Origin of the sequence: Microbispora sitophila (assembly GCF_014892245.1) — a bacterium.
Lineage (GTDB): Bacteria > Actinomycetota > Actinomycetes > Streptosporangiales > Streptosporangiaceae > Microbispora > Microbispora siamensis.
In genome coordinates this window covers 52,431-69,585 of the sequence record NZ_JADBGC010000011.1, presented here as the reverse complement: position 1 = coordinate 69,585, position 17,155 = coordinate 52,431, and the positions used below count along the sequence as shown (strand labels likewise).

The window sequence follows — 17,155 nt, the reverse complement described above, 5'->3', positions numbered from 1 at the left end:
GCTCAGAGCCAGCCGTTGTGGCGGGCGACCCGGACGGCCTCCATGCGGTTGCGGGTGCCGGTCTTGGTGATGCACGCCGACAGGTGGTTGCGTACGGTGCTTTCCGACAGGTAGAGGCGTTGTGAGATGTCGGCGGCGGTGGAGCCGTCGGCGGCGGCGGCGAGCACCTCCCGCTCGCGCGGCGTCAGCGGGTTCGGCCCGGCGCTCAGGGCCGCCGTGGCCAGGGCGGGGTCGACCACGACCTCGCCCGCGAGCACGCGCCTGATCGCCTGGGCCAGTTCGCCGACGGGCCGGTCCTTGACCACGAAGCCGCGCGCGCCCGCGTCCAGCGCCCGGCGCAGGTAACCGGGCCGCCCGAACGTCGTGACGATGACCACCACGCACTCCGGGAGGGCGGCCCGCAGGTCCGCGGTCGCGTCGAGCCCGCTGCCGCCGGGCATCTCGATGTCGAGCAGGGCCACGTCGGGCCTGGCCCGCAGCGCGGCGGGAACGACCTCGCCCGCCGACGCGACCTGCGCGACCACCTCGAAGTCGTCCTCCAGGTCGAGCAGCACGGTGAGCGCGTCGCGCATCATCGTCTGGTCCTCGGCGATCAGCACCCGGGTCACGGGCCGTCCTCCCGGTCGTCGTCGTCCACGCCCGCGTGCGGGATCTCGGCCGTGAGGACGAATCCCCGCGGCAGGCGGGCGGCGGTCAGCCGCCCGCCCGCGGCGGCCAGGCGCTCGCGCAGCCCGCGCAGGCCGCTGCCGTCCTCCTCGCCGACGGCACCGCCGGCCCCGTCGTCGCTGATCTCGACCAGCACCGGGTCGCGGTCGCGGCGCAGCGTGATGACGCAGCGCCGGGCGCCGGAGTGCCGCACGACGTTCGTGACCCCCTCCCGGACGACCCAGCTCAGCAGCATGTCGGTCTCCCGCGTCAGCGCGGGCCCCGACTCCTTCACCACGCAGTCGACGCCGGCCGTGGCCAGGGCCGCCCGGGCGCTGTCGAGTTCGAAGGCGAGGCTCGCGTCCCGGTAGCCGGTGACCGCCTCGCGCACCTCGGTCAGTGCCTGCCGCCCGATGGCCTCGATGTCCGCCGCGTGCCGCACGGCCGCGTCCGTGTCGCGCGGGGCCAGCCGGCGTACGGCCTCGGCCTTGACGACCACCATCGAGAGCGTGTGGCCGAGCAGGTCGTGCAGGTCGCGCGAGAAACGCAGGCGCTCGGCCGAGACGGCGGCGACGGCCAGTTTCTCCCGGGTCCGGCCGAGCTCCTCGATCACCTCGCTCATCCGGCGGAAGCCGTACGTGGTGATCCCGGCGAACAGGGTGGTCAGGGCGGTGCCCCACAGGGCGTCGCCGACCGACCTGCCGCCCACGGGGACGATCGCGGCGAGCGCGGCCGTGACGGCGACGAGCGGGGGCGCCGCGCGGACCGGGAGCACGATCGCCACGGCCACGGCGAGCAGGGAGAACAGCGTCTGCCATCCGTCCGTTCTGTAGACCAGGGCCGCCGTGAGCGTGATCGCCGCGAGCAGCGCGACGAACGCCACCGGCAGGGGTCGTACGCCAGGGCCGGAGCGGGCGCCGGTCACCACGGCTCCCGCGAACGAGACCCCCGCCGCGGCCACCAGGGTCCAGGCGGGCCAGGCCGGCACGGCCGACGCCGCGGCGGCGGCCGGCGCCAGCAGCAGGAGGACGGTCAGCCCCAGCGCCGACGCGAGCAGCCGGGCCGGAAGCCACGACGGCAGACGCCGCCGGACACGGCCCGGCCGGGCGGCACCGGGCTCGCACCCGTCCGCCCGCGCCCGCTCCGCCGCCCCTGCCATGGCCGTCATTATCGTCGGCTTCCGGCCGGGGCGGGCAGGGTGGGATGTCGCCTTCGCGGCAGTACGAATGGCCCAGCGTCTACTGCGCTTCTCCGACCAGCATCAGGTGCTGGGCCCGCACCTTCAGGGACCCGCCGTCGCCCGCCCACGTGAGCTGATAGATGTACTTGCCCGCCCGGGGCGGAGTGTCGGTGAAGGCGAACGAGCCGTCAGCCGCGGCGGTCACCTCCGGCAGGAACGTGGAGACGATCCGGTCGTCGATCCTGATGGCGCGCTTCACCGTCAGCGAGGCTCCTGGCGCGATGCTCTCCGCCCCGGTGTCCAGCTTTCCGGTGACCCGGATCTCCTCCCCGACGACCGCCTCGGCCGGCCCGGACAGGGTGATCGACGACTCGTGCTTCGCCAGCGTGACCGACGCCCAGTCCGAGATGCTGCCCCGGTAGTTCGAATCACCCTCCCACAACGCCTTGTAGCTGAACCAACCGCCGGCAGGGGGGATGTCGGAGACGGTGAACGTGCCGTCATCCGCGGTGGTCACGCTGGGGAGCGTCGTCTGGCCGCCCTCGTAGCTCCGGGTCACCACGATCGGCTGGGTGCCCGGTGTGGCACCGTCGGGCAGCGTCAGCCTGCCTGTCAGGGTGAGCGGTTCGTACGCGGTGCCGGTGGACGGAGGAGTCAAGGTCAGGGTGGTGGACGGGAGGAAGACGTTGTCCAGCCGCCACAGGTAGAGCCTTCCGGTAGTCATCTCCACCGTCAGGCTGACGACGTCGTTGCTGCCGGTGAAGGCGACGCTCGTCGTTACCTCTGTGTAGAACGGCGTGTTGTAGGTGTGGGTCCTCTCCGCGGTCGCCGTGTCGTACAACGCAATGGTGGAGCCGGGGCTGGCGGATCCGCCGGCCAGGTGTTCGCCGTCCGGGCTGACCGCGACGGCTTTGGCGAATGCGCCTGGCGCCGGCTCCCCGGCGAACGTGCGGATCTTGGTCAGGCTGGTGGTGTCCCACCCTTCGTACCGGTCCTCCACCGGCGCGATGACCATGGAGCCGTCCGGCGTGATGGCGAGGTCCCTCAGGTAGCCGTAGTGGGACGTGGCGCTGTCGATGGTGCCGCGCAGGGTGGCGGGGGTGGTGCTCACGTCGTACACCATCAGGTCGGCTTTGCCGGCCCCCGGCATACCCACCACCAGCGTGCTCCCGCCCGCGGCGATGTGCGGGGTGTCGTAGTAGACGCCCTCGGCGATCACGACCGGCTCGGGCGCCGCCGCCGACAGGTCGAGCCCGAGGACGCCGCCCTTCTCGCCCCGGCCGCACCAGTACGCGACCCACAAGTGGTCGCCGGCGAGCGACGGCTGTCCGAGGCAGGAGTAGGCGGACAGGTCCATCCTCCGGAGGACGGTGAAGTCGGCGGTGTCGATTTCGACGACCGCGGTCGGATTTCTCAATGTCGCGTACAAGCGGGTGCCGTCCGGCGTGATGGCGAGGTACCCTGTCTCGGACAGGTCGATCGGGGCGTCGGTGAGTGTGCCGCGGGCGTCCGCGATCCTGATGCGGCCCTCCGCGGACAGGTACACCCTGTCGCTATCGGCGGCCATGCTTACGCTGCTGAAGGGCAGTACCGCAACGGAGTCGGCGGCGGACGCGGCGGGGGCCGTGGCGGTGAGCAGACCGGCGGCCACAAGCAGGGCGGCGCAGAGCGCGGTCAGCCGTCGGTGACGGAAAAATCTCTGGCGCAAGTCGTTGATCACGATCACGATGTAGCCACACGCGCGCAACGTCCGTCAAGAGATTATCGAATGCACGTTCGATATCTGGCGTGCGGTCCGCTCGGCAGGGTCCTCGGTCCCACGCGGCCGGGACCTCCGCACCTGGAGAGGCGTACGGCGCCCGCAGCAGCCTGACGTGGGGGGTGCCTGCGATGAGACGCTGCAACGAGGAGGTCGCCGGGCTGCTGCAGGAGTACGCCGACCTGATCGCGATCACCGGGGGCGACGCGTTCAAGGTCAGGGTCTACGAGAAGGCGGCCCGGTCGGTCGGCGGGTACGGCCGGGAGATCGACGGCATGGACGCGGCGGCCCTGCGGGCGATCCCGAACGTCGGCGCGTCGATCGCGGCGAAAATCGACGAATACCTGCGGACCGGGTCGATCCACCAGCTGGAGGAGCTGCGGACGAAGATCCCCGCCGGGGTCCGCCTGCTGACCACGATTCCCACGCTGGGGCCGAAGAAGGCCATGGTCCTGTATCACGAGCGGGGCGTCGACTCGATCGAGAAGCTGGAGGACGCCATCCACGCCGGGGTCCTGGAGGGGCTGCACGGATTCGGGGCGAAGACCGAGGAGAACCTGCTTCACGGCATCGAGGTGATGCGCAAGACGGGCAGCCGGGTGCACATCGGCATCGCGATGGCGGTCGCCGAGGAGATCGTCCCCGCCCTGTCGGCCGTGCCGGGCTGTGAGCGGTGCGCGTACGCCGGGTCGTTGCGGCGGATGAAGGACACGATCGGCGACGTCGACGTCCTGGCCACGGCCGACGACTCGGCCGCCCTGATGGCGGCCTTCACCACGCTGCCGTACGTCACGGAGGTGATCGCGCACGGCGAGACGAAGAGCTCGGTCCGCACGGCCGCGGGGCTCCAGGTCGACCTGCGGGTGGTGCCGAGGGACTCCTGGGGGGCGGCGCTGCAGTACTTCACCGGCTCGAAGGCGCACAACATCCGCACCCGGGAGATCGCCGTGCACCGGAAGCTGAAGCTGTCGGAGTACGGTGTGTTCGACGTGGCCACCGGCGAGAAGATCACCTCGGCGGACGAGGCGGAGGTGTACGGCATGCTCGGCCTGCCGTGGATCGAGCCGACGCTGCGCGAGGACACCGGGGAGATCGAGGCCGCGCTGGGCGAGGGGCTGCCCAGGGTGGTGACCTTGGCCGACATCCGCGGCGATCTGCACACGCACACCGACCTGACCGACGGGCTCGCGCCGCTGGAGGAGATGGTCGAGGCGGCCGCGGCGCGCGGCTACGACTACTACGCGGTGACCGACCACGCGCCCAACCTCTACATGCAGCGGATGACCGACGAGAAGGCGCTGGACCAGCGCGAGCGGCTCCGCCGCCTCGGCGCCGCCCGCCTCGGCATGACGCTGCTGCACGGGTGCGAGCTCAACATCGACCCGGAGGGCGAGGTCGACTGGCCGCCGGAGTTCCTGGCCGGGTTCGACCTGTGCGTGGCCTCGGTGCACTCGCACTTCACCCAGTCGCCCGAGGAGATGACCCGGCGGCTGATCCGGGCCTGCGAGAACCCGTACGTGAAGATCATCGGTCATCCGACGGCGCGGGTCGTCGGCAGGCGGGAGCCGGTGGACGCCGACTGGCCGAGGGTGTTCGACGCCTGTGTCCGCACGGGGACGGCGCTGGAGATCGACTCCTTCCCCGACCGGCTCGACCTGCCCTCGGGCCTCGTCCGGCGGGCCGCCGACCGGGGCGTGCTGTTCTCGATCGACAGCGACGCGCACGCCGTGCCGCACCTCGACGTCATGCGATACGGCGTCGGCACCGCGCAGCGCGGCTGGCTCACCCCCGACCGGGTAATCAACACGTGGCCACTCGACCGGCTGCGGGAGTTCCTCCGCCCGGGATGAAGGGGGTTTCATGCTGACGATCGGCCGGCGGCCGCTGCCCGTGGTGGGCCGCGCCCGGATGTACGTGTGCGGGATCACGCCCTACGACACGACCCATCTCGGTCATGCCAGGACGTTCGTGTGGGCCGACGTGGCGGCGCGGGTGCTGCGGCACGCCGGCGTGCCCGTCGAGGTGTGCCGCAACGTCACCGACGTGGACGACGTGCTGACCTCGGCGGCGCGCCGGGCCGGCAGCCCGTACGACAGCTTCGCCGCCGTGCAGCAGTTCTACTTCGACCGGGACATGGCCGCGTTGCACGTGCACCCGGTGACGTACGAGCCGCGGGCGCACACCTACGTGCCGCAGGTCGTCGCGCTCGCCCGCGCCCTGCTGGAGCTGGGCCACGCGTACGAGCGGGACGGCGCCGTGTACTTCCGGGGCTCGGGCGTGCGCGAGCGGGCCGGACTCGGCGCCGGGGAGGCGGCCCGCCTGCTGGCGGAGTTCGGCGACGATCCGGATGACCCGCGCAGGGACGACCCGGCGGACGTCGCGATCTGGCGGCCGTCGGCGAGGGGAGAGCCGGGCTGGCCGAGTGAGTGGGGCGACGGCCGGCCGGGCTGGCACGCCGAGTGCGCCGCCATGGCGCTGACGACGTACGGGCCGGCCCTCGACCTGCACGCGGGCGGCAGTGACCTGCGCTTCCCGCACCACGCGTACGAGGCCGCGATGGCCGAGGCGGTGACCGGGGTGCGGCCGTTCGCCCGCGCCTGGCTGCACGTGGGGGTGGTCCGCGTGGACGGCGCCAAGATGGCCAAGTCGGCGGGCAACCTCGTCTTCACCGCCGACCTGCTGCGGCACCACCCCGTCGGCGCGGTGCGCCTGCTGCTGCTCGATCACCCGTGGGCGGCCGACTGGGACTACCGCCCCGGCGGCCTGGAGGAGGCCGCGGCCCGGCTGGAGCGGCTGCATGCGGCGGCCGGACGGCCCGCGGCCTCGGCGACGGGGGAGCGGGCGGCGGTGCGCGCGCTGCTGGACGACCTGGACGCCGCGACCGCCCTGGCGATCGCCGAGGAGGAGGGCGGGCAGGCCGCCCGCACGGTCATCGCGGTGCTCGCCCTCGGCTGAGAGCGGCTGAGAGATCAGGCGGCGGCGGCCCGGGCGTCGTACTCGTCGAGCACGGCCACCACGTCCCGCCCGGCCGCGGCCAGGAACGAGGCGGCGATGGACGCCCGGTAGCCCGTCGCGCAGTGCGTCCACACCTCGCCGCCCGGCACCTCGTCCAGCCGCGCGGGCAGTTCGTGCAGCGGGATGTGGACCGCGGCGGGGACGTGCGACTCGCGCCACTCCACCTCGCGGCGCACGTCCAGGACCACGATCGGGCGGTGGCGGCGCACGGCGGCCAGGTCGGCGAACGTGGCCGTCGGCATGGACGCGGGCTTGTCGTCGCCGGCCCACTCGGCGGGCCCTCCGGTGGCCGCCGCGGCCGGCCGGTCGATGCCGATCCGCGCCAGTTCGCGCTGGGCCCGCGCGATGTCCCCGGACGTCTCCCCGAGCAGGGTCACCGGCGTTCGCGGTGTTCCCGACGAGCTCCAGGGTATGAGCCAGCCCAGATAGACGGCGAGGTTCCCGTCCAGCCCGAAGTTGAGCGTCCCCGCCAGGTGGCCCGCCGCGAACGCCGTGCGGGACCGCAGGTCCACCACCCACTCGCCGGCCCGGAGGCGGCGGCCCAGTTCGGCGGCGTCCGCGCGGCGCGGCGCGGACAGGTCGGGCGCGTCCGGTCCGGCCTGGTTGAGCGGCGCCATGTGCGCGTAGTACGCCGGGTAGACGTCCAGCCCGGCCAGCAGCGACTCCACGTACTCGTCCTCGCTCCGGGTCAGGACCGGGTTGCCCCGCCGCTCCCGGCCGATCGTCGACTCGGTGACCTCCGACGGGGTGGCCGAGCAGAAGCTGCCGAACCCATGGGTGGGGAGGACGTCCGTCTCGGCCGGAAGTTCGCGGGCCAGCCGGTGCGCGGAGGCGTACTGGGCGCGCGCCAGCGTGCCGGTGTGCTCGGGGCCGAGCAGGTCGGGCCGCCCGGTCGTGCCGAGCAGCAGCGAGCCTCCGGTGAAGACCGCGGGCGGCCGGTCCGGGGACTCCAGCACATACGACAGGTGGGTGAAGGTGTGGCCGGGGGTGGCGACGGCGCGCAAACGCGTGCGCGGGCCGACCTCGAGCACGTCCCCGTCCTCGACGGGGCTCCGGTCGAACGCCACGGGATCGGCCGCGTTGACGTGGTAGTCCGCGCCGGTGGCCGAGGCGAGGGCGGGCCCGCCGGTCACGTAGTCGTTGTGCACGTGGGTCTCGAAGACGTGGCGGATTTCGACGCCGCGCCGCTCGGCCAGGCGGAGCAGCCGGTCGATGTCCCGCTGCGGGTCCACCACGAAGGCGACCTCCCCGTCGGCGACGAGGTAGCTGCGGTCGCCCAGCGAGGGGGTCTCGACAGGGATGATTTCGATCATTCAGGTCCCTCCTCGGCTCGTGAGGCATCCGTACCCGGGGAGAAGATCTTCACCTCCTCCCGGGTCGGCGGGACCGCGCCGGCGCGGGTGCAGACGATCGCGGCGGCGGCGCAGCCGTGCCGCAGCGCCTCCGCCACGCGCTCCGTGCTCAGTGGAGCGCCGTCGAGCGCGTCGAGGTAGGCGGCGGTGAAGGTGTCGCCCGCGCCGACCGTGTCCACGACCTCGACCGCCGGGGCCGGGCAGGTGATCACCTCGTCGTCCAGGACGGCCGTCGCGCCGTCGCCGCCCCGGGTGACCACCACGAGCCGCTCCTTCGCCCGTGCCCACCGCCGGGCGACCTCGGTGTACGGCTCACCGGGGTAGAGCCAGTCGAGGTCCTCGGCGCTCACCTTGACCAGACGCGCGAGCCGTACGCACTCCTCGACGTGGGCCAGGGCGCGTGCCCGGTCGCCGATGAGGGACGGCCGGATGTTCGGGTCGTAGGACACCGTGATCCCCGCCTCGGCGGCGGCCCGCATCACCTCCCGCACGTGCGCGGCGCCCGGCCCGGCGAGCACGGCCAGGGAGCCGGTGTGCAGGCAGGTCACCCCGTCGAGCGTGACCGGGGCGGAGAAGCGCCAGTCGAAGCGGAAGTCGTAGGAGGCCGAGCCGCCCGCGCCGACCCGGGCGAAGGCCAGGCCGGTCGCCGCCGCCGGGGCGAGGTCGGCGGTCCCGATCCCGTGGCGGGTCAGGTGGTCGCGGAGCAGGCCGCCGAAGAAGTCGTCGCCGGTCTCCCCGGCGAACCGCACCGTGCGGCCCAGGGCGGCCAGCGCCACCGCGACGTTGAGCGGGCTGCCGCCGGGCACGGCGGTGAAGGTCCACGACCCCGGCGTGCCGATCAGGTCGACCAGGCTCTCGCCGACCACCAGGAACGTCATGCGGCATCCTCACCCGGGTCCTCCGCCAGCACCCGCTGGGCGACGGCGAACGCGGCGTTGGCGGCGGGCACTCCGCAGTAGATCGCGGTCTGCAGCAGCACCTCCTTGATCTCGTCGGTCGTGAGGCCGTTGCGCCGCGCGGCCCGCACGTGCATGGCCAGCTCCTCCAGCTGCCCGCGCGCCACCAGGGCGGTGAGCGTGACGCAGCTGCGGGTGCGGCGGTCCAGCCCCGGCCGGGTCCAGATCTCACCCCAGGCATACCGGGTGATCAGGTCCTGGAAGTCCGCGGTGAACTCGGTGGTTCGCGCCTGCGCCCGGTCCACGTGCGCGTCGCCCAGCACCTCGCGGCGCACCCGCATGCCGTCCTCGTAGCTCATGCCGTCCTCCAGCGGGTGGTCAGATGCCGGGTGATCGCCTCGTTCACGGCGTCCGGGCGTTCGGCGGTGGCCAGGTGGGCGGCCCTCGGCACGACCAGCAGCTCGGCCTCCGGGATGCCCCGGGCGAGGACCTCGGCGTGCGCGGGCGGGGTCGCGGGGTCATCGGCTCCGGCGATCACCAGCGCGGGCGCGCGGACGTCGCCGAGCCGGTCGCGGACGTCGAAGACCGCAAGGGCCTCGCAGCACGCGGCGTACCCCTCGGGGTCGGCGTCACGGAGCATGTCCAGGTAGCGCTCGGCGTCGGGGAAGCCCGCCGTGAACCACCGTCTCCTCGTCGCCTCGGCCAGGGGTTTCGTGCCCTCGGCGCGGACCAGTGCGGCGCGTTCGTGCCAGCTGTCCGCCGTGCCGAACCGGGCGGAGGTGCAGCACAGGACCAGGCTCGCGACGCGGGCCGGCGCGCGCAGCGCCAGCGTGGTCCCGACGGCCCCGCCCAGCGACACCCCGGCGTACGCCACGGTTTCCACGGCGTGCCGGTCGAGCAGCGCCAGCACCCCGGCGGCGAGGTCGTCCACGGTCATACCACGCGTGAAGCCGGATGCGGACGGCGATCCGCCGTGGCCGGGCAGGTCGTAGCGGAGCACCCGCCAGGAGCGGGTGAGCGCGGGAAGCTGCGGCTCCCACAGGTCGAGCGTCGTGCCCAGCGAGGGCCCGAGCACGACGACCGGTGCGTCCGGCGGTCCGTCGAGGCGGTGGTGCAGGATCATGATGCCTTTCCCTCATGGTGCTGCAGGGCCCGGTCCACGAGAGCGGACGCGGACCCGACGCCGGGGTCCTCCCCGTGTTCGGCCAGCACGGCGAGCAGATGATCGAGATTGTGCCGCATGCGCTCGGGGAAGACCTCCAGCCCCTCGGCCAGCTCGGCGGCCGTCTCGGCCGCGCCGCCGGCCAGGCGCAGGCACTCGCGCAGCGGCTGCCACTCGGCGTGCCAGCTCCCCGCGGGCCGCTCGTGCTCGGCCATTTGTGAGGCGAGCAGGATCTGCGTGAGCGCGGGCGCCTGCAGCGCCGCCGATCTGATCATCGTGGCGAGCACCGGGTTGCGCTTGTGCGCCATCGCCGACGAGCCGCCCCGGCCCGGCGCGGCGGGCTCGGCGACCTCGCCCACCTCGCTCTGCGCCAGCAGGATCACGTCGGCGGCGAGCTTGCCCAGCGCGCCCGTCACGGCGGCGAGCGCGCAGGCCAGGTCGGTCACGGGCGTGCGCAGCGTGTGCCAGGGCAGCACCGGCTCGGCCAGCCCGGTCTCGGCCGCGAACAGCGGCAGCAGGTCGAGGGCCCGCTCGCCGTACCCGGCCATGGTGCCGGCCGCGCCGCCGAGCTGGACCGGCAACCGGACCGCCGCGAGCCGGTCGTGCGCGTCCCGGCACCCGGTCAGCCACCCGGCGGCCTTCAGCCCGAACGTGGTGGGCACGGCCTGCTGCCCGAGCGTACGGCCCGCCATCGGGGTGTCCCGGTGCTCGGCGGCCAGCCGGGCCAGCGCGGCGAGCACCCGGTCGAGGTCGCGCAGGATCGTCTCGCGGGCCCGCGCGGCCACCAGCATCGCCGCCGTGTCGAGGATGTCCTGGCTGGTGGCGCCGTGGTGCACCCAGGACCCCGCCTCGCCTGCGGCGGCCCGCAGGTCCTTGACCAGCGGCACGACGGGGTTGCCCGCGTCCCTGGCGCGGCGGGCGAGGTCGGCGGCGTCGTAGCGGTCCTCCCCGCTCGACAAGGCCCCGGCCGCCTCGGCGATCGCGGCGGCGGCCCGCTCAGGGACGACGCCGAGGCGGGCCTGCGCCCGCGCGAGGCGCACCTCCGCCTCCAGCATCGCCCGCAGCCAGGCGTCGTCGGCCGTGACCGCCTCCACCTCCGTGCCCGCCCACACCGGGGAGAGCAGCCCGCGATCAGAACCCGCGTCAGAAATCAAGGAAGACCGTCTCCTCCTCGCCCTGCAGCCGTACGTCGAACCGGTAGACGTCCTGCCCCTCCGGGCGGGCCAGCAACGTCGCGCGGCGGACGGGGTCGAGGGAGTCGAGCAGGGGGTCGGGCGCGTCGGCGAGGTAGACACGGGTCCGCACCGGCTTGAGCAGGCCCCGCGCGAAGACCAGCAGCGCGGCGTACGGCCGGGACGGCGGCGTGAGGCGGAACCGGTAGGAGCCGTCGGGCGCGGTGCCACACCGCCCGAAGCCGGAGACCCCAGTGCCCCCGGAGACACCGGTGCCCCCGCGGCCCAGGGCGGCCCGATCGCCGGTTTCTCCGGTCCAGATCTCCAGCAGGGCGTCGGGCACCGGCTCGCCGGCTCCGTCGAGGACCCGGCCAGTGATCGTCACGGCCCCCGGATGGCCCTCGGGGACGAGTTCCCAGTCGCCCGCGTACGGCAGGGCGAATCCGAAGAACGGGCCGACGGTCTGGGAAGGGGTGGTCACGCGTCCTCCATCGGGGTGCGGCCGAGCACCACGTCCCACCGGTAGCCGAGCGCCCACTCCGGCTCGGTGATGTCCAGGTCGAACGTGGAGACGAGCCGCTCGCGGGCGGCCGGGTCGGGAATGGACTGGAAGATCGGGTCGAAGGCGAACAGCGGGTCGCCGGGGAAGTACATCTGCGTCACCAGGCGCTGGGTGAACGCCCTGCCGAAGATCGAGAAGTGGATGTGCGCGGGCCGCCAGGCGTTCGGGTGGTTGCGCCAGGGATAGGCCCCGGGCTTGATCGTGACGAACCGGTAGCGGCCCTCGTCGTCGGTCAGGCACCGGCCCGCGCCCGTGAAGTTGGGGTCGAGCGGCGCCGGGTGCCGGTCGCGCTGGTGGGCGTACCGACCGGCGGAGTTGGCCTGCCAGATCTCCACCAGCGTGTTCGGCACCGGCCGGCCCGACGCGTCGAGGATCCGCCCGGTGACGATGATGCGCTCGCCGAGCGGCTCGCCCGCGTGGCCCGCGGTCAGGTCGGCGTCGAGCGGGTCCACCTCGTCGCGGCCGAAGACCGGGCCGGTCAGCTCGGCCGCCTCCGGGTCCTCCTTCATCTCCAGCGGCGGCCGGGACGGCGCCCGCAGCACCGTGCTGGCGTAGTCCGGGTAGAGGTAGGGCGGGTGCGTCACGATGTCTCCCCTTCGTATGGCAGGCCCACGTAGTTCTCCGCCAGCGTCGTCCCGGCCGCCTCTGAGGACGTCACGTAGTCGAGGTAGGAGGTCTGCAGCCGTCGGGCGTAGGCGTCGTCGGACTCGAACGTGTGCAGCAGCGTCGTCATCCACCACGAGAAGTGCTGCGCCCGCCACACCCGGGGCAGGCAGGCCCGCGAGTAGCCGTCCAGCGCCTCCGTCGAGCCGTCGGCGAAGAAGCGGGCGAGCGCCTCGGTCAGCACCCGCACGTCGGCCACCGCCAGGTTGAGCCCCTTCGCGCCGGTCGGCGGCACGATGTGGGCCGCGTCCCCGGCCAGGAACAGCCGGCCGTGCTGCATGGGCTCGGCCACGAAGCCGCGCATCGGCGTGATCCCTTTTTCGACGATGTCGCCGGTCGCGAGGGTGAAGCCGGGCACGGTCTCCAGCCGGGCCCGCAGCTCGGCCCAGATGCGCTCGTCGGGCCACGCGGCGAGGTCCTCGTCGGGCGCCACCTGGAGGTAGAAGCGGCTGATCTCGGGGGAGCGCATGCTGTGCAGCGCGAAGCCGCGCTCGGTCCGCGCGTAGATCAGCTCTTCCGACGACGGCTTCACCCGGGCCAGGATGCCGAGCCAGGCGAAGGGGTAGTCGCGGTGATACTCGGTCAGCACGCCCTCGGGGATCGACGCCCGGGACACGCCGTGGAAGCCGTCGCACCCCGCGATCACGTCGCAGTCCAGCCGCTCGCCCCCGAAGGTGAGGTACGGCCGGTCGGTGTCGATGTCGTGCAGGGCCACGTCGTCCACCTCGAAGCGGACGTCGCCGCCGGCCGCAAGCCGGGCGGCGATCAGGTCCTTGACCACCTCCTGCTGGCCGTACACGGTTATGGACCGGCCGGGCACCAGCCGCTCGAAGGCGATCCGGTGGCCCGCTCCGCCGTACCGCAGCTCGATGCCGTGGTGGGGCAGGCCCTCCCGCTTCAGACGCTCGCCCACGCCCGCCTCGACGAGCGTGTCCACCGTGCCCTGTTCGAGCACCCCCGCCCGCACCCGCCGCTCGACGTACTCCCTGCTGCGGCGTTCGAGCACGACGGACTCGATCCCGCGCAGATGGAGCAGATGGGAGAGCAGCAGGCCGGCCGGTCCGGCCCCGATGATCCCGACCTGAGTTCGCATGGCTCAAGCATCGGGAGCATCCGCCGTCCCGCGTAGGCTTTGCTTCTACTGAGTGGAAGAAGGAGTCACATGGCCGGCGGCGCGCGCGATCTGGGGCGTTCCGTGACGTCCCGGGTGCTGGCCATCCTCGGCGCCTTCGACGCCCACCACCCGCGGCTCACGCTGACGGAGATCGCCGGGCGGACCGGCATGGCGCTGAGCACCGTCCACCGGCTCGTCGCGGAGCTGGAGGAGTGGCGCGCCCTGCGCCGCGGCGCCGACGGGCGCTACCAGATCGGCCGCCGCCTGTGGGAGCTGGGACAACTCGCCCCCGACCCGCTGCAGGAGGTGGCGCACCCCTGGCTGCAGGAGCTGTTCGGCGGCACCGGCGAGAACGTCCACCTGGCGGTGCGCGACGGGGTCGAGGTGCTCTACGTGGACAAGGTGTACGGCAAGCGGGCCGTGCCGATCGCGTCGCGGACCGGCTCGCGCCTGCCCATGCACCCGACCGGCGTCGGCAAGGCGCTGCTCGCCTTCGAGCCGGGCTGGTTCGTCACGTCCTATCTGTCCCGTCCGCTGGAGCGGCCGACTCCGCACACCATCACCGAGCCGGGCCGGCTGGCCCGCGAGCTGGCCCAGGTGCGCGCCCAGGGGTACGCCACGACCCACGAGGAGATGACGCTCGGCTCCTGCTCGGCGGCCGCGCCGGTGCTGGTCGGGGACCGGCCCGTCGCCGCCGTCGGCATCGTGGTGTCCTCGCGGCGGGTGCGCGAGCTGCCCCGCCTGGTCGATCCGCTGCTGGCGGTCGCGGCCCGCATCGCCGGCGACTACCGGGCGGCCGTGGCCGGTCCTCCGAAATCGATCAACGTTCGTTAAGATCGGCGGCGAACGTGAGAAAAGGGGATCGCGGGTGAGCCGGGATGAGGAAGCGCTGAAGGCCATCGACTTCTCCACGCCGAGTGTGGCGCGGATCTACGACTGGTGGCTGGGCGGCAAGGACAACTTCGCGGTGGACAGGGCCGCCGCCGAGAAACTGCTCGAACTGGTCGGCTCCGACGGCCGCCTGGTGATCAGGCAGAACCGTGAGTTCCTCGGCCGCGCCGTCCGCTTCCTCGGCGAGTCGGGCATCCGGCAGTTCCTCGACCTCGGCACCGGCATCCCCACGCAGGGCAACGTCCACGAGGTCGCCCACGAGGTCGATCCCGAGGCGACCGTCGTCTACGTCGACAACGACCCCGTCGTCGCCGCGCACGGCCGGGCGCTGCTCACCGGCAGCGGCCGTACGGGCGTGGTGCACGCCGACATGCGCGACCCGGACAAGATCGTCGAAAGCCCGATCACGAAGGAGCTGATCGACTTCAGCAAGCCGGTGGCCGTGCTGTTCGTCGCGGTGCTGCACTTCGTGGACGACGACGACGCCGAGCGGGTGGTGTCCTACTTCCGCGAGCGCATGGCCCCCGGCAGCTACCTCGTCATCTCCCACGGCACCCAGGGCCGCCTGAGCGAGGACACGATCACCGAGGCCCGGGCCGTGTACGACAAGTCCACGGCCGCGCTCCGCGACCGCACACCCGAGCACATCGCCCGGTTCTTCACGGGGTTCGAGCTGGTCGAGCCGGGGCTTGTCGATGTGGCCGACTGGCGCAACGACAGCGACTTCATCGAGCACAGCAAGGGCGGCTACGTCCTCGGCGGCGTCGGCCGGCTCCGCTGAGTCTCCCCCCGACGGGAGTACTGTAGGCGGGAGGGGCGAACGGGCGAGGGGGACGCCGTGGACGCCGTCGTGATCGAGTCTCTGGAACCCCTGGTCGCCGAGCTGCGGTCCCGGGGCTACGCCGTCGTGGGCCCGGTCGTGCGCGAGCGCGTCATCCGCTTCGAGGAGATCGCCTCGGCCGACCGGCTCGCCAGGGGCTGGACCGACGTCCAGGAGCCAGGCCGCTACCGCCTCGCAGAAGGCGCCGACGAGATGATCTTCTCGTTCGCGGCGAGCCCCGACTCCGCCAAGCGGTACACCCAGCCGCCCCGCCAGACGCTGTTCCGCATGCGCGGCGAACAGATCGAGGAGGCGGAGGAGGACGCCCCGCGGGTCGCCCTGCTCGGCGTGCGGGCCTGTGACCTGGCCGCGATCGCCGTGCAGGACCGGGTCTTCCTCGGCGGCAGGCACCCCGATCCCGCGTACCTGCGGCGGCGGCGGGCCCTGCTGCTGGTGGCGGTCAACTGCGCCGTGCCGGGCGGCACCTGCTTCTGCGTCTCCATGCACACAGGACCCCGGGCCACCACCGGGTTCGACCTCGCACTCACCGAGCTGGCCGCGCCGCACCGGTTCGTGGTGGAGACCGGCAGCGAGCAGGGCGAACGGATCGTCGCGGCGCTGCCGCACCGGCCCGCCTCGGCCGAGGACCTGGCGGCTTCCGCCGAGGTGTCCCGCGACGCCGCCGAGCACATGGGCCGCCACGTGGAGACCGAGGGCATCCAGGAGCGGCTGTCGGCGCACGACTCGCCCCGCTGGGCGCAGGTCGGCGCCCGCTGCCTCACCTGCACCAACTGCACGATGGTCTGCCCCACCTGCTTCTGCACCACGGTCGAGGACGCCACGTCGTTCACCGACGGCGCGGCCGAGCGGATCGAGCGCTGGGACTCCTGCTTCACGCTGGACTTCTCGGAGGTCAACGGGACGCCCGCGCGCGGCTCGAACGCCGGCCGCTACCGTCAGTGGCTCACCCACAAGTTCTCGACCTGGATCGACCAGTTCGGCATGTCGGGCTGCGTCGGCTGCGGGCGCTGCATCACCTGGTGTCCCGTCGGCATCGACGTCACCGAGGAGCTGGCGAACCTGCCATGATCGGCGGTCCGCACCCGATGACGCCGGCGCCGTACCGCGCGCGTTCCCGCCGTCCTGACCGGGTCGACACCGTGACGCTGACACTGGAGCCGCTGCGCGGAGAATGCCCGCCGTTCCACCCCGGCCAGTTCACCATGCTGTACGCCCCCGGCGTGGGGGAGATCGCCGTCTCGATCAGCGGGAGGGCCCGCTCCGGCGGCTACACGCAGACGATCAGGGCCGTGGGCGCGGTCAGCGCCGCCCTGTGCGGCAAGCGGCCCGGCGACGTCGTCGGCGTGCGCGGGCCGTACGGCCAGGGCTGGGGCCTGCGCGCCGCGGCGGGCCTCGACGTGGTGGTGGCCGCGGGCGGGCTGGGCCTCGCCCCGCTGCGGCCGCTCGTGCGGGCGCTGCTGCGCGACCGGCTCGGGTATGGCCGGATCAGCGTGATCGCCGGCAGCCGGGCGCCCGCCATGCTGATGTTTCCGCGGGACCTGGCCCGCTGGGCCCGGCAGGGCGCGGACGTCGGGGTGATCGTGGACCACCCCGACCACACCTGGCGGGGGCCGGTCGGGCTGGTCACCCGGCTGATCGACCGGATCGTTTTCGAGCCACGCCGCACGTACGCCTTCGTGTGCGGGCCTGAGGTGATGATGCGGGAGACGGCGGCGGAGCTGGTGCGGCGCGGCGTCGCCCCCGGCCGGGTGGAGCTGTCGCTGGAGCGGAACATGAAGTGCGCGGTGGCCCGCTGCGGCCACTGCCAGTTCGGCCCGCTGTTCGTGTGCGAGGACGGGCCGGTGCTGCGGTACGACCGTGCGGCGCCGATGCTCGCCGTCCCGGAGCTGTGAGGGGGGCGCGG

General features: G+C 73.4%; 17 protein-coding genes. 6 read left to right on the top strand and 11 right to left on the bottom strand.

The genetic code is table 11. The annotated features are described in order from the left end of the window. Window positions 1–2: 2 nt before the first annotated feature. From IL992_RS46350 to IL992_RS21160, 3 genes are all read right to left on the bottom strand, one after another. On the bottom strand, window positions 3–608 hold the full coding sequence (locus IL992_RS46350) for a response regulator transcription factor (protein WP_319018707.1): 606 nt from the start codon (window positions 606–608) through the stop codon (window positions 3–5). Next, window positions 605–1,804, bottom strand: coding sequence for a sensor histidine kinase (locus tag IL992_RS46345; RefSeq protein ID WP_226873501.1), 1,200 nt, complete (start codon window positions 1,802–1,804; stop codon window positions 605–607). Before IL992_RS46345 ends, IL992_RS46350 begins: the two co-directional genes overlap by 4 nt. 79 nt (window positions 1,805–1,883) lie before the next feature. Next, a complete protein-coding gene (locus IL992_RS21160; protein WP_193205101.1) occupies window positions 1,884–3,392 on the bottom strand; it encodes a WD40 repeat domain-containing protein in 1,509 nt (502 codons plus the stop codon). 323 nt (window positions 3,393–3,715) lie between these two features. On the opposite strand from IL992_RS21160, the gene polX reads away from it, so the two are divergent. Further along, window positions 3,716–5,434 (top strand): DNA polymerase/3'-5' exonuclease PolX, encoded by a 1,719-nt coding sequence (polX, locus tag IL992_RS21155; RefSeq protein ID WP_193205100.1) that lies wholly within the window; start codon window positions 3,716–3,718, stop codon window positions 5,432–5,434. A gap of 10 nt (window positions 5,435–5,444) precedes the next feature. After that, window positions 5,445–6,539: a class I tRNA ligase family protein gene (locus tag IL992_RS21150; RefSeq protein WP_193205099.1), complete on the top strand. Its 1,095-nt coding sequence runs from the start codon at window positions 5,445–5,447 to the stop codon at window positions 6,537–6,539. Between the two features lie 14 nt (window positions 6,540–6,553). Here IL992_RS21150 and IL992_RS21145 read toward each other — a convergent pair whose 3' ends face one another. From IL992_RS21145 to pobA, 8 genes are read right to left on the bottom strand one after another with little or no spacing between them, the layout of a single operon-like run. Continuing rightward, window positions 6,554–7,912, bottom strand: a complete 1,359-nt coding sequence (locus IL992_RS21145) for an MBL fold metallo-hydrolase (protein ID WP_193205098.1) — start codon at window positions 7,910–7,912, stop codon at window positions 6,554–6,556. Further along, complete coding sequence (locus IL992_RS21140; protein WP_193205097.1) at window positions 7,909–8,829, bottom strand: carbohydrate kinase family protein; 921 nt, start codon at window positions 8,827–8,829, stop codon at window positions 7,909–7,911. Before IL992_RS21140 ends, IL992_RS21145 begins: the two co-directional genes overlap by 4 nt. Next, the gene (gene pcaC / locus IL992_RS21135; protein ID WP_193205096.1) at window positions 8,826–9,206 is read right to left on the bottom strand and encodes a 4-carboxymuconolactone decarboxylase; all 381 of its coding nucleotides are present in this window, start codon (window positions 9,204–9,206) and stop codon (window positions 8,826–8,828) included. The genes IL992_RS21140 and pcaC overlap by 4 nt, the downstream gene beginning before the upstream one ends. After that, entirely contained in the window at window positions 9,203–9,970 is a 768-nt protein-coding gene (gene pcaD, locus IL992_RS21130) for a 3-oxoadipate enol-lactonase (protein WP_193205095.1), read from the bottom strand. The genes pcaC and pcaD overlap by 4 nt, the downstream gene beginning before the upstream one ends. Beyond that, a complete protein-coding gene (gene pcaB / locus IL992_RS21125) occupies window positions 9,967–11,163 on the bottom strand; it encodes a 3-carboxy-cis,cis-muconate cycloisomerase (protein WP_193205094.1) in 1,197 nt (398 codons plus the stop codon). The genes pcaD and pcaB overlap by 4 nt, the downstream gene beginning before the upstream one ends. Further along, window positions 11,153–11,662, bottom strand: a complete 510-nt coding sequence (locus tag IL992_RS21120) for a peptidase associated/transthyretin-like domain-containing protein (protein WP_193205093.1) — start codon at window positions 11,660–11,662, stop codon at window positions 11,153–11,155. The genes pcaB and IL992_RS21120 overlap by 11 nt, the downstream gene beginning before the upstream one ends. Beyond that, the gene (gene pcaH, locus IL992_RS21115; protein ID WP_319018706.1) at window positions 11,659–12,327 is read right to left on the bottom strand and encodes a protocatechuate 3,4-dioxygenase subunit beta; all 669 of its coding nucleotides are present in this window, start codon (window positions 12,325–12,327) and stop codon (window positions 11,659–11,661) included. Before pcaH ends, IL992_RS21120 begins: the two co-directional genes overlap by 4 nt. Continuing rightward, window positions 12,324–13,499, bottom strand: coding sequence for a 4-hydroxybenzoate 3-monooxygenase (gene pobA, locus IL992_RS21110; RefSeq protein WP_193205092.1), 1,176 nt, complete (start codon window positions 13,497–13,499; stop codon window positions 12,324–12,326). The genes pcaH and pobA overlap by 4 nt, the downstream gene beginning before the upstream one ends. A 69-nt stretch (window positions 13,500–13,568) precedes the next feature. Here pobA and IL992_RS21105 point away from each other — a divergent pair, with 69 nt between their 5' ends. Genes IL992_RS21105 through IL992_RS21090 form a run of 4 tightly spaced genes read left to right on the top strand, consistent with a single transcriptional unit; the run spans window position 13,569 to window position 17,144 of the window. Further along, a complete protein-coding gene (locus IL992_RS21105) occupies window positions 13,569–14,354 on the top strand; it encodes an IclR family transcriptional regulator (RefSeq protein ID WP_193205091.1) in 786 nt (261 codons plus the stop codon). Between the two features lie 34 nt (window positions 14,355–14,388). Continuing rightward, on the top strand, window positions 14,389–15,192 hold the full coding sequence (locus tag IL992_RS21100) for an SAM-dependent methyltransferase (protein ID WP_193205090.1): 804 nt from the start codon (window positions 14,389–14,391) through the stop codon (window positions 15,190–15,192). Window positions 15,193–15,249: 57 nt separating this feature from the next. After that, window positions 15,250–16,320 carry a 4Fe-4S dicluster domain-containing protein gene (locus tag IL992_RS21095; RefSeq protein ID WP_193205089.1) on the top strand — a complete coding sequence of 357 codons (1,071 nt, stop codon included), beginning with the start codon at window positions 15,250–15,252 and terminating at the stop codon, window positions 16,318–16,320. After that, window positions 16,317–17,144 carry an FAD/NAD(P)-binding protein gene (locus tag IL992_RS21090; RefSeq protein ID WP_226873500.1) on the top strand — a complete coding sequence of 276 codons (828 nt, stop codon included), beginning with the start codon at window positions 16,317–16,319 and terminating at the stop codon, window positions 17,142–17,144. Before IL992_RS21095 ends, IL992_RS21090 begins: the two co-directional genes overlap by 4 nt. The last annotated feature ends 11 nt before the right edge of the window (window positions 17,145–17,155 follow it).

What these genes read in the sequence shown, in the direction of transcription:
- pobA (WP_193205092.1), bottom strand. Translation starts at nt 13,499, where the DNA reads ATGCGAACTCAGGTCGGGATCATCGGGGCCGGACCGGCCGGCCTGCTG.
- IL992_RS46345 (WP_226873501.1), bottom strand. Translation starts at nt 1,804, where the DNA reads ATGGCAGGGGCGGCGGAGCGGGCGCGGGCGGACGGGTGCGAGCCCGGT.
- IL992_RS21145 (WP_193205098.1), bottom strand. Translation starts at nt 7,912, where the DNA reads ATGATCGAAATCATCCCTGTCGAGACCCCCTCGCTGGGCGACCGCAGC.
- IL992_RS21090 (WP_226873500.1), top strand. Translation starts at nt 16,317, where the DNA reads ATGATCGGCGGTCCGCACCCGATGACGCCGGCGCCGTACCGCGCGCGT.
- IL992_RS21160 (WP_193205101.1), bottom strand. Translation starts at nt 3,392, where the DNA reads ATGGCCGCCGATAGCGACAGGGTGTACCTGTCCGCGGAGGGCCGCATC.
- pcaC (WP_193205096.1), bottom strand. Translation starts at nt 9,206, where the DNA reads ATGAGCTACGAGGACGGCATGCGGGTGCGCCGCGAGGTGCTGGGCGAC.
- IL992_RS21140 (WP_193205097.1), bottom strand. Translation starts at nt 8,829, where the DNA reads ATGACGTTCCTGGTGGTCGGCGAGAGCCTGGTCGACCTGATCGGCACG.
- polX (WP_193205100.1), top strand. Translation starts at nt 3,716, where the DNA reads ATGAGACGCTGCAACGAGGAGGTCGCCGGGCTGCTGCAGGAGTACGCC.
- IL992_RS21150 (WP_193205099.1), top strand. Translation starts at nt 5,445, where the DNA reads ATGCTGACGATCGGCCGGCGGCCGCTGCCCGTGGTGGGCCGCGCCCGG.
- IL992_RS21105 (WP_193205091.1), top strand. Translation starts at nt 13,569, where the DNA reads ATGGCCGGCGGCGCGCGCGATCTGGGGCGTTCCGTGACGTCCCGGGTG.
- pcaD (WP_193205095.1), bottom strand. Translation starts at nt 9,970, where the DNA reads ATGATCCTGCACCACCGCCTCGACGGACCGCCGGACGCACCGGTCGTC.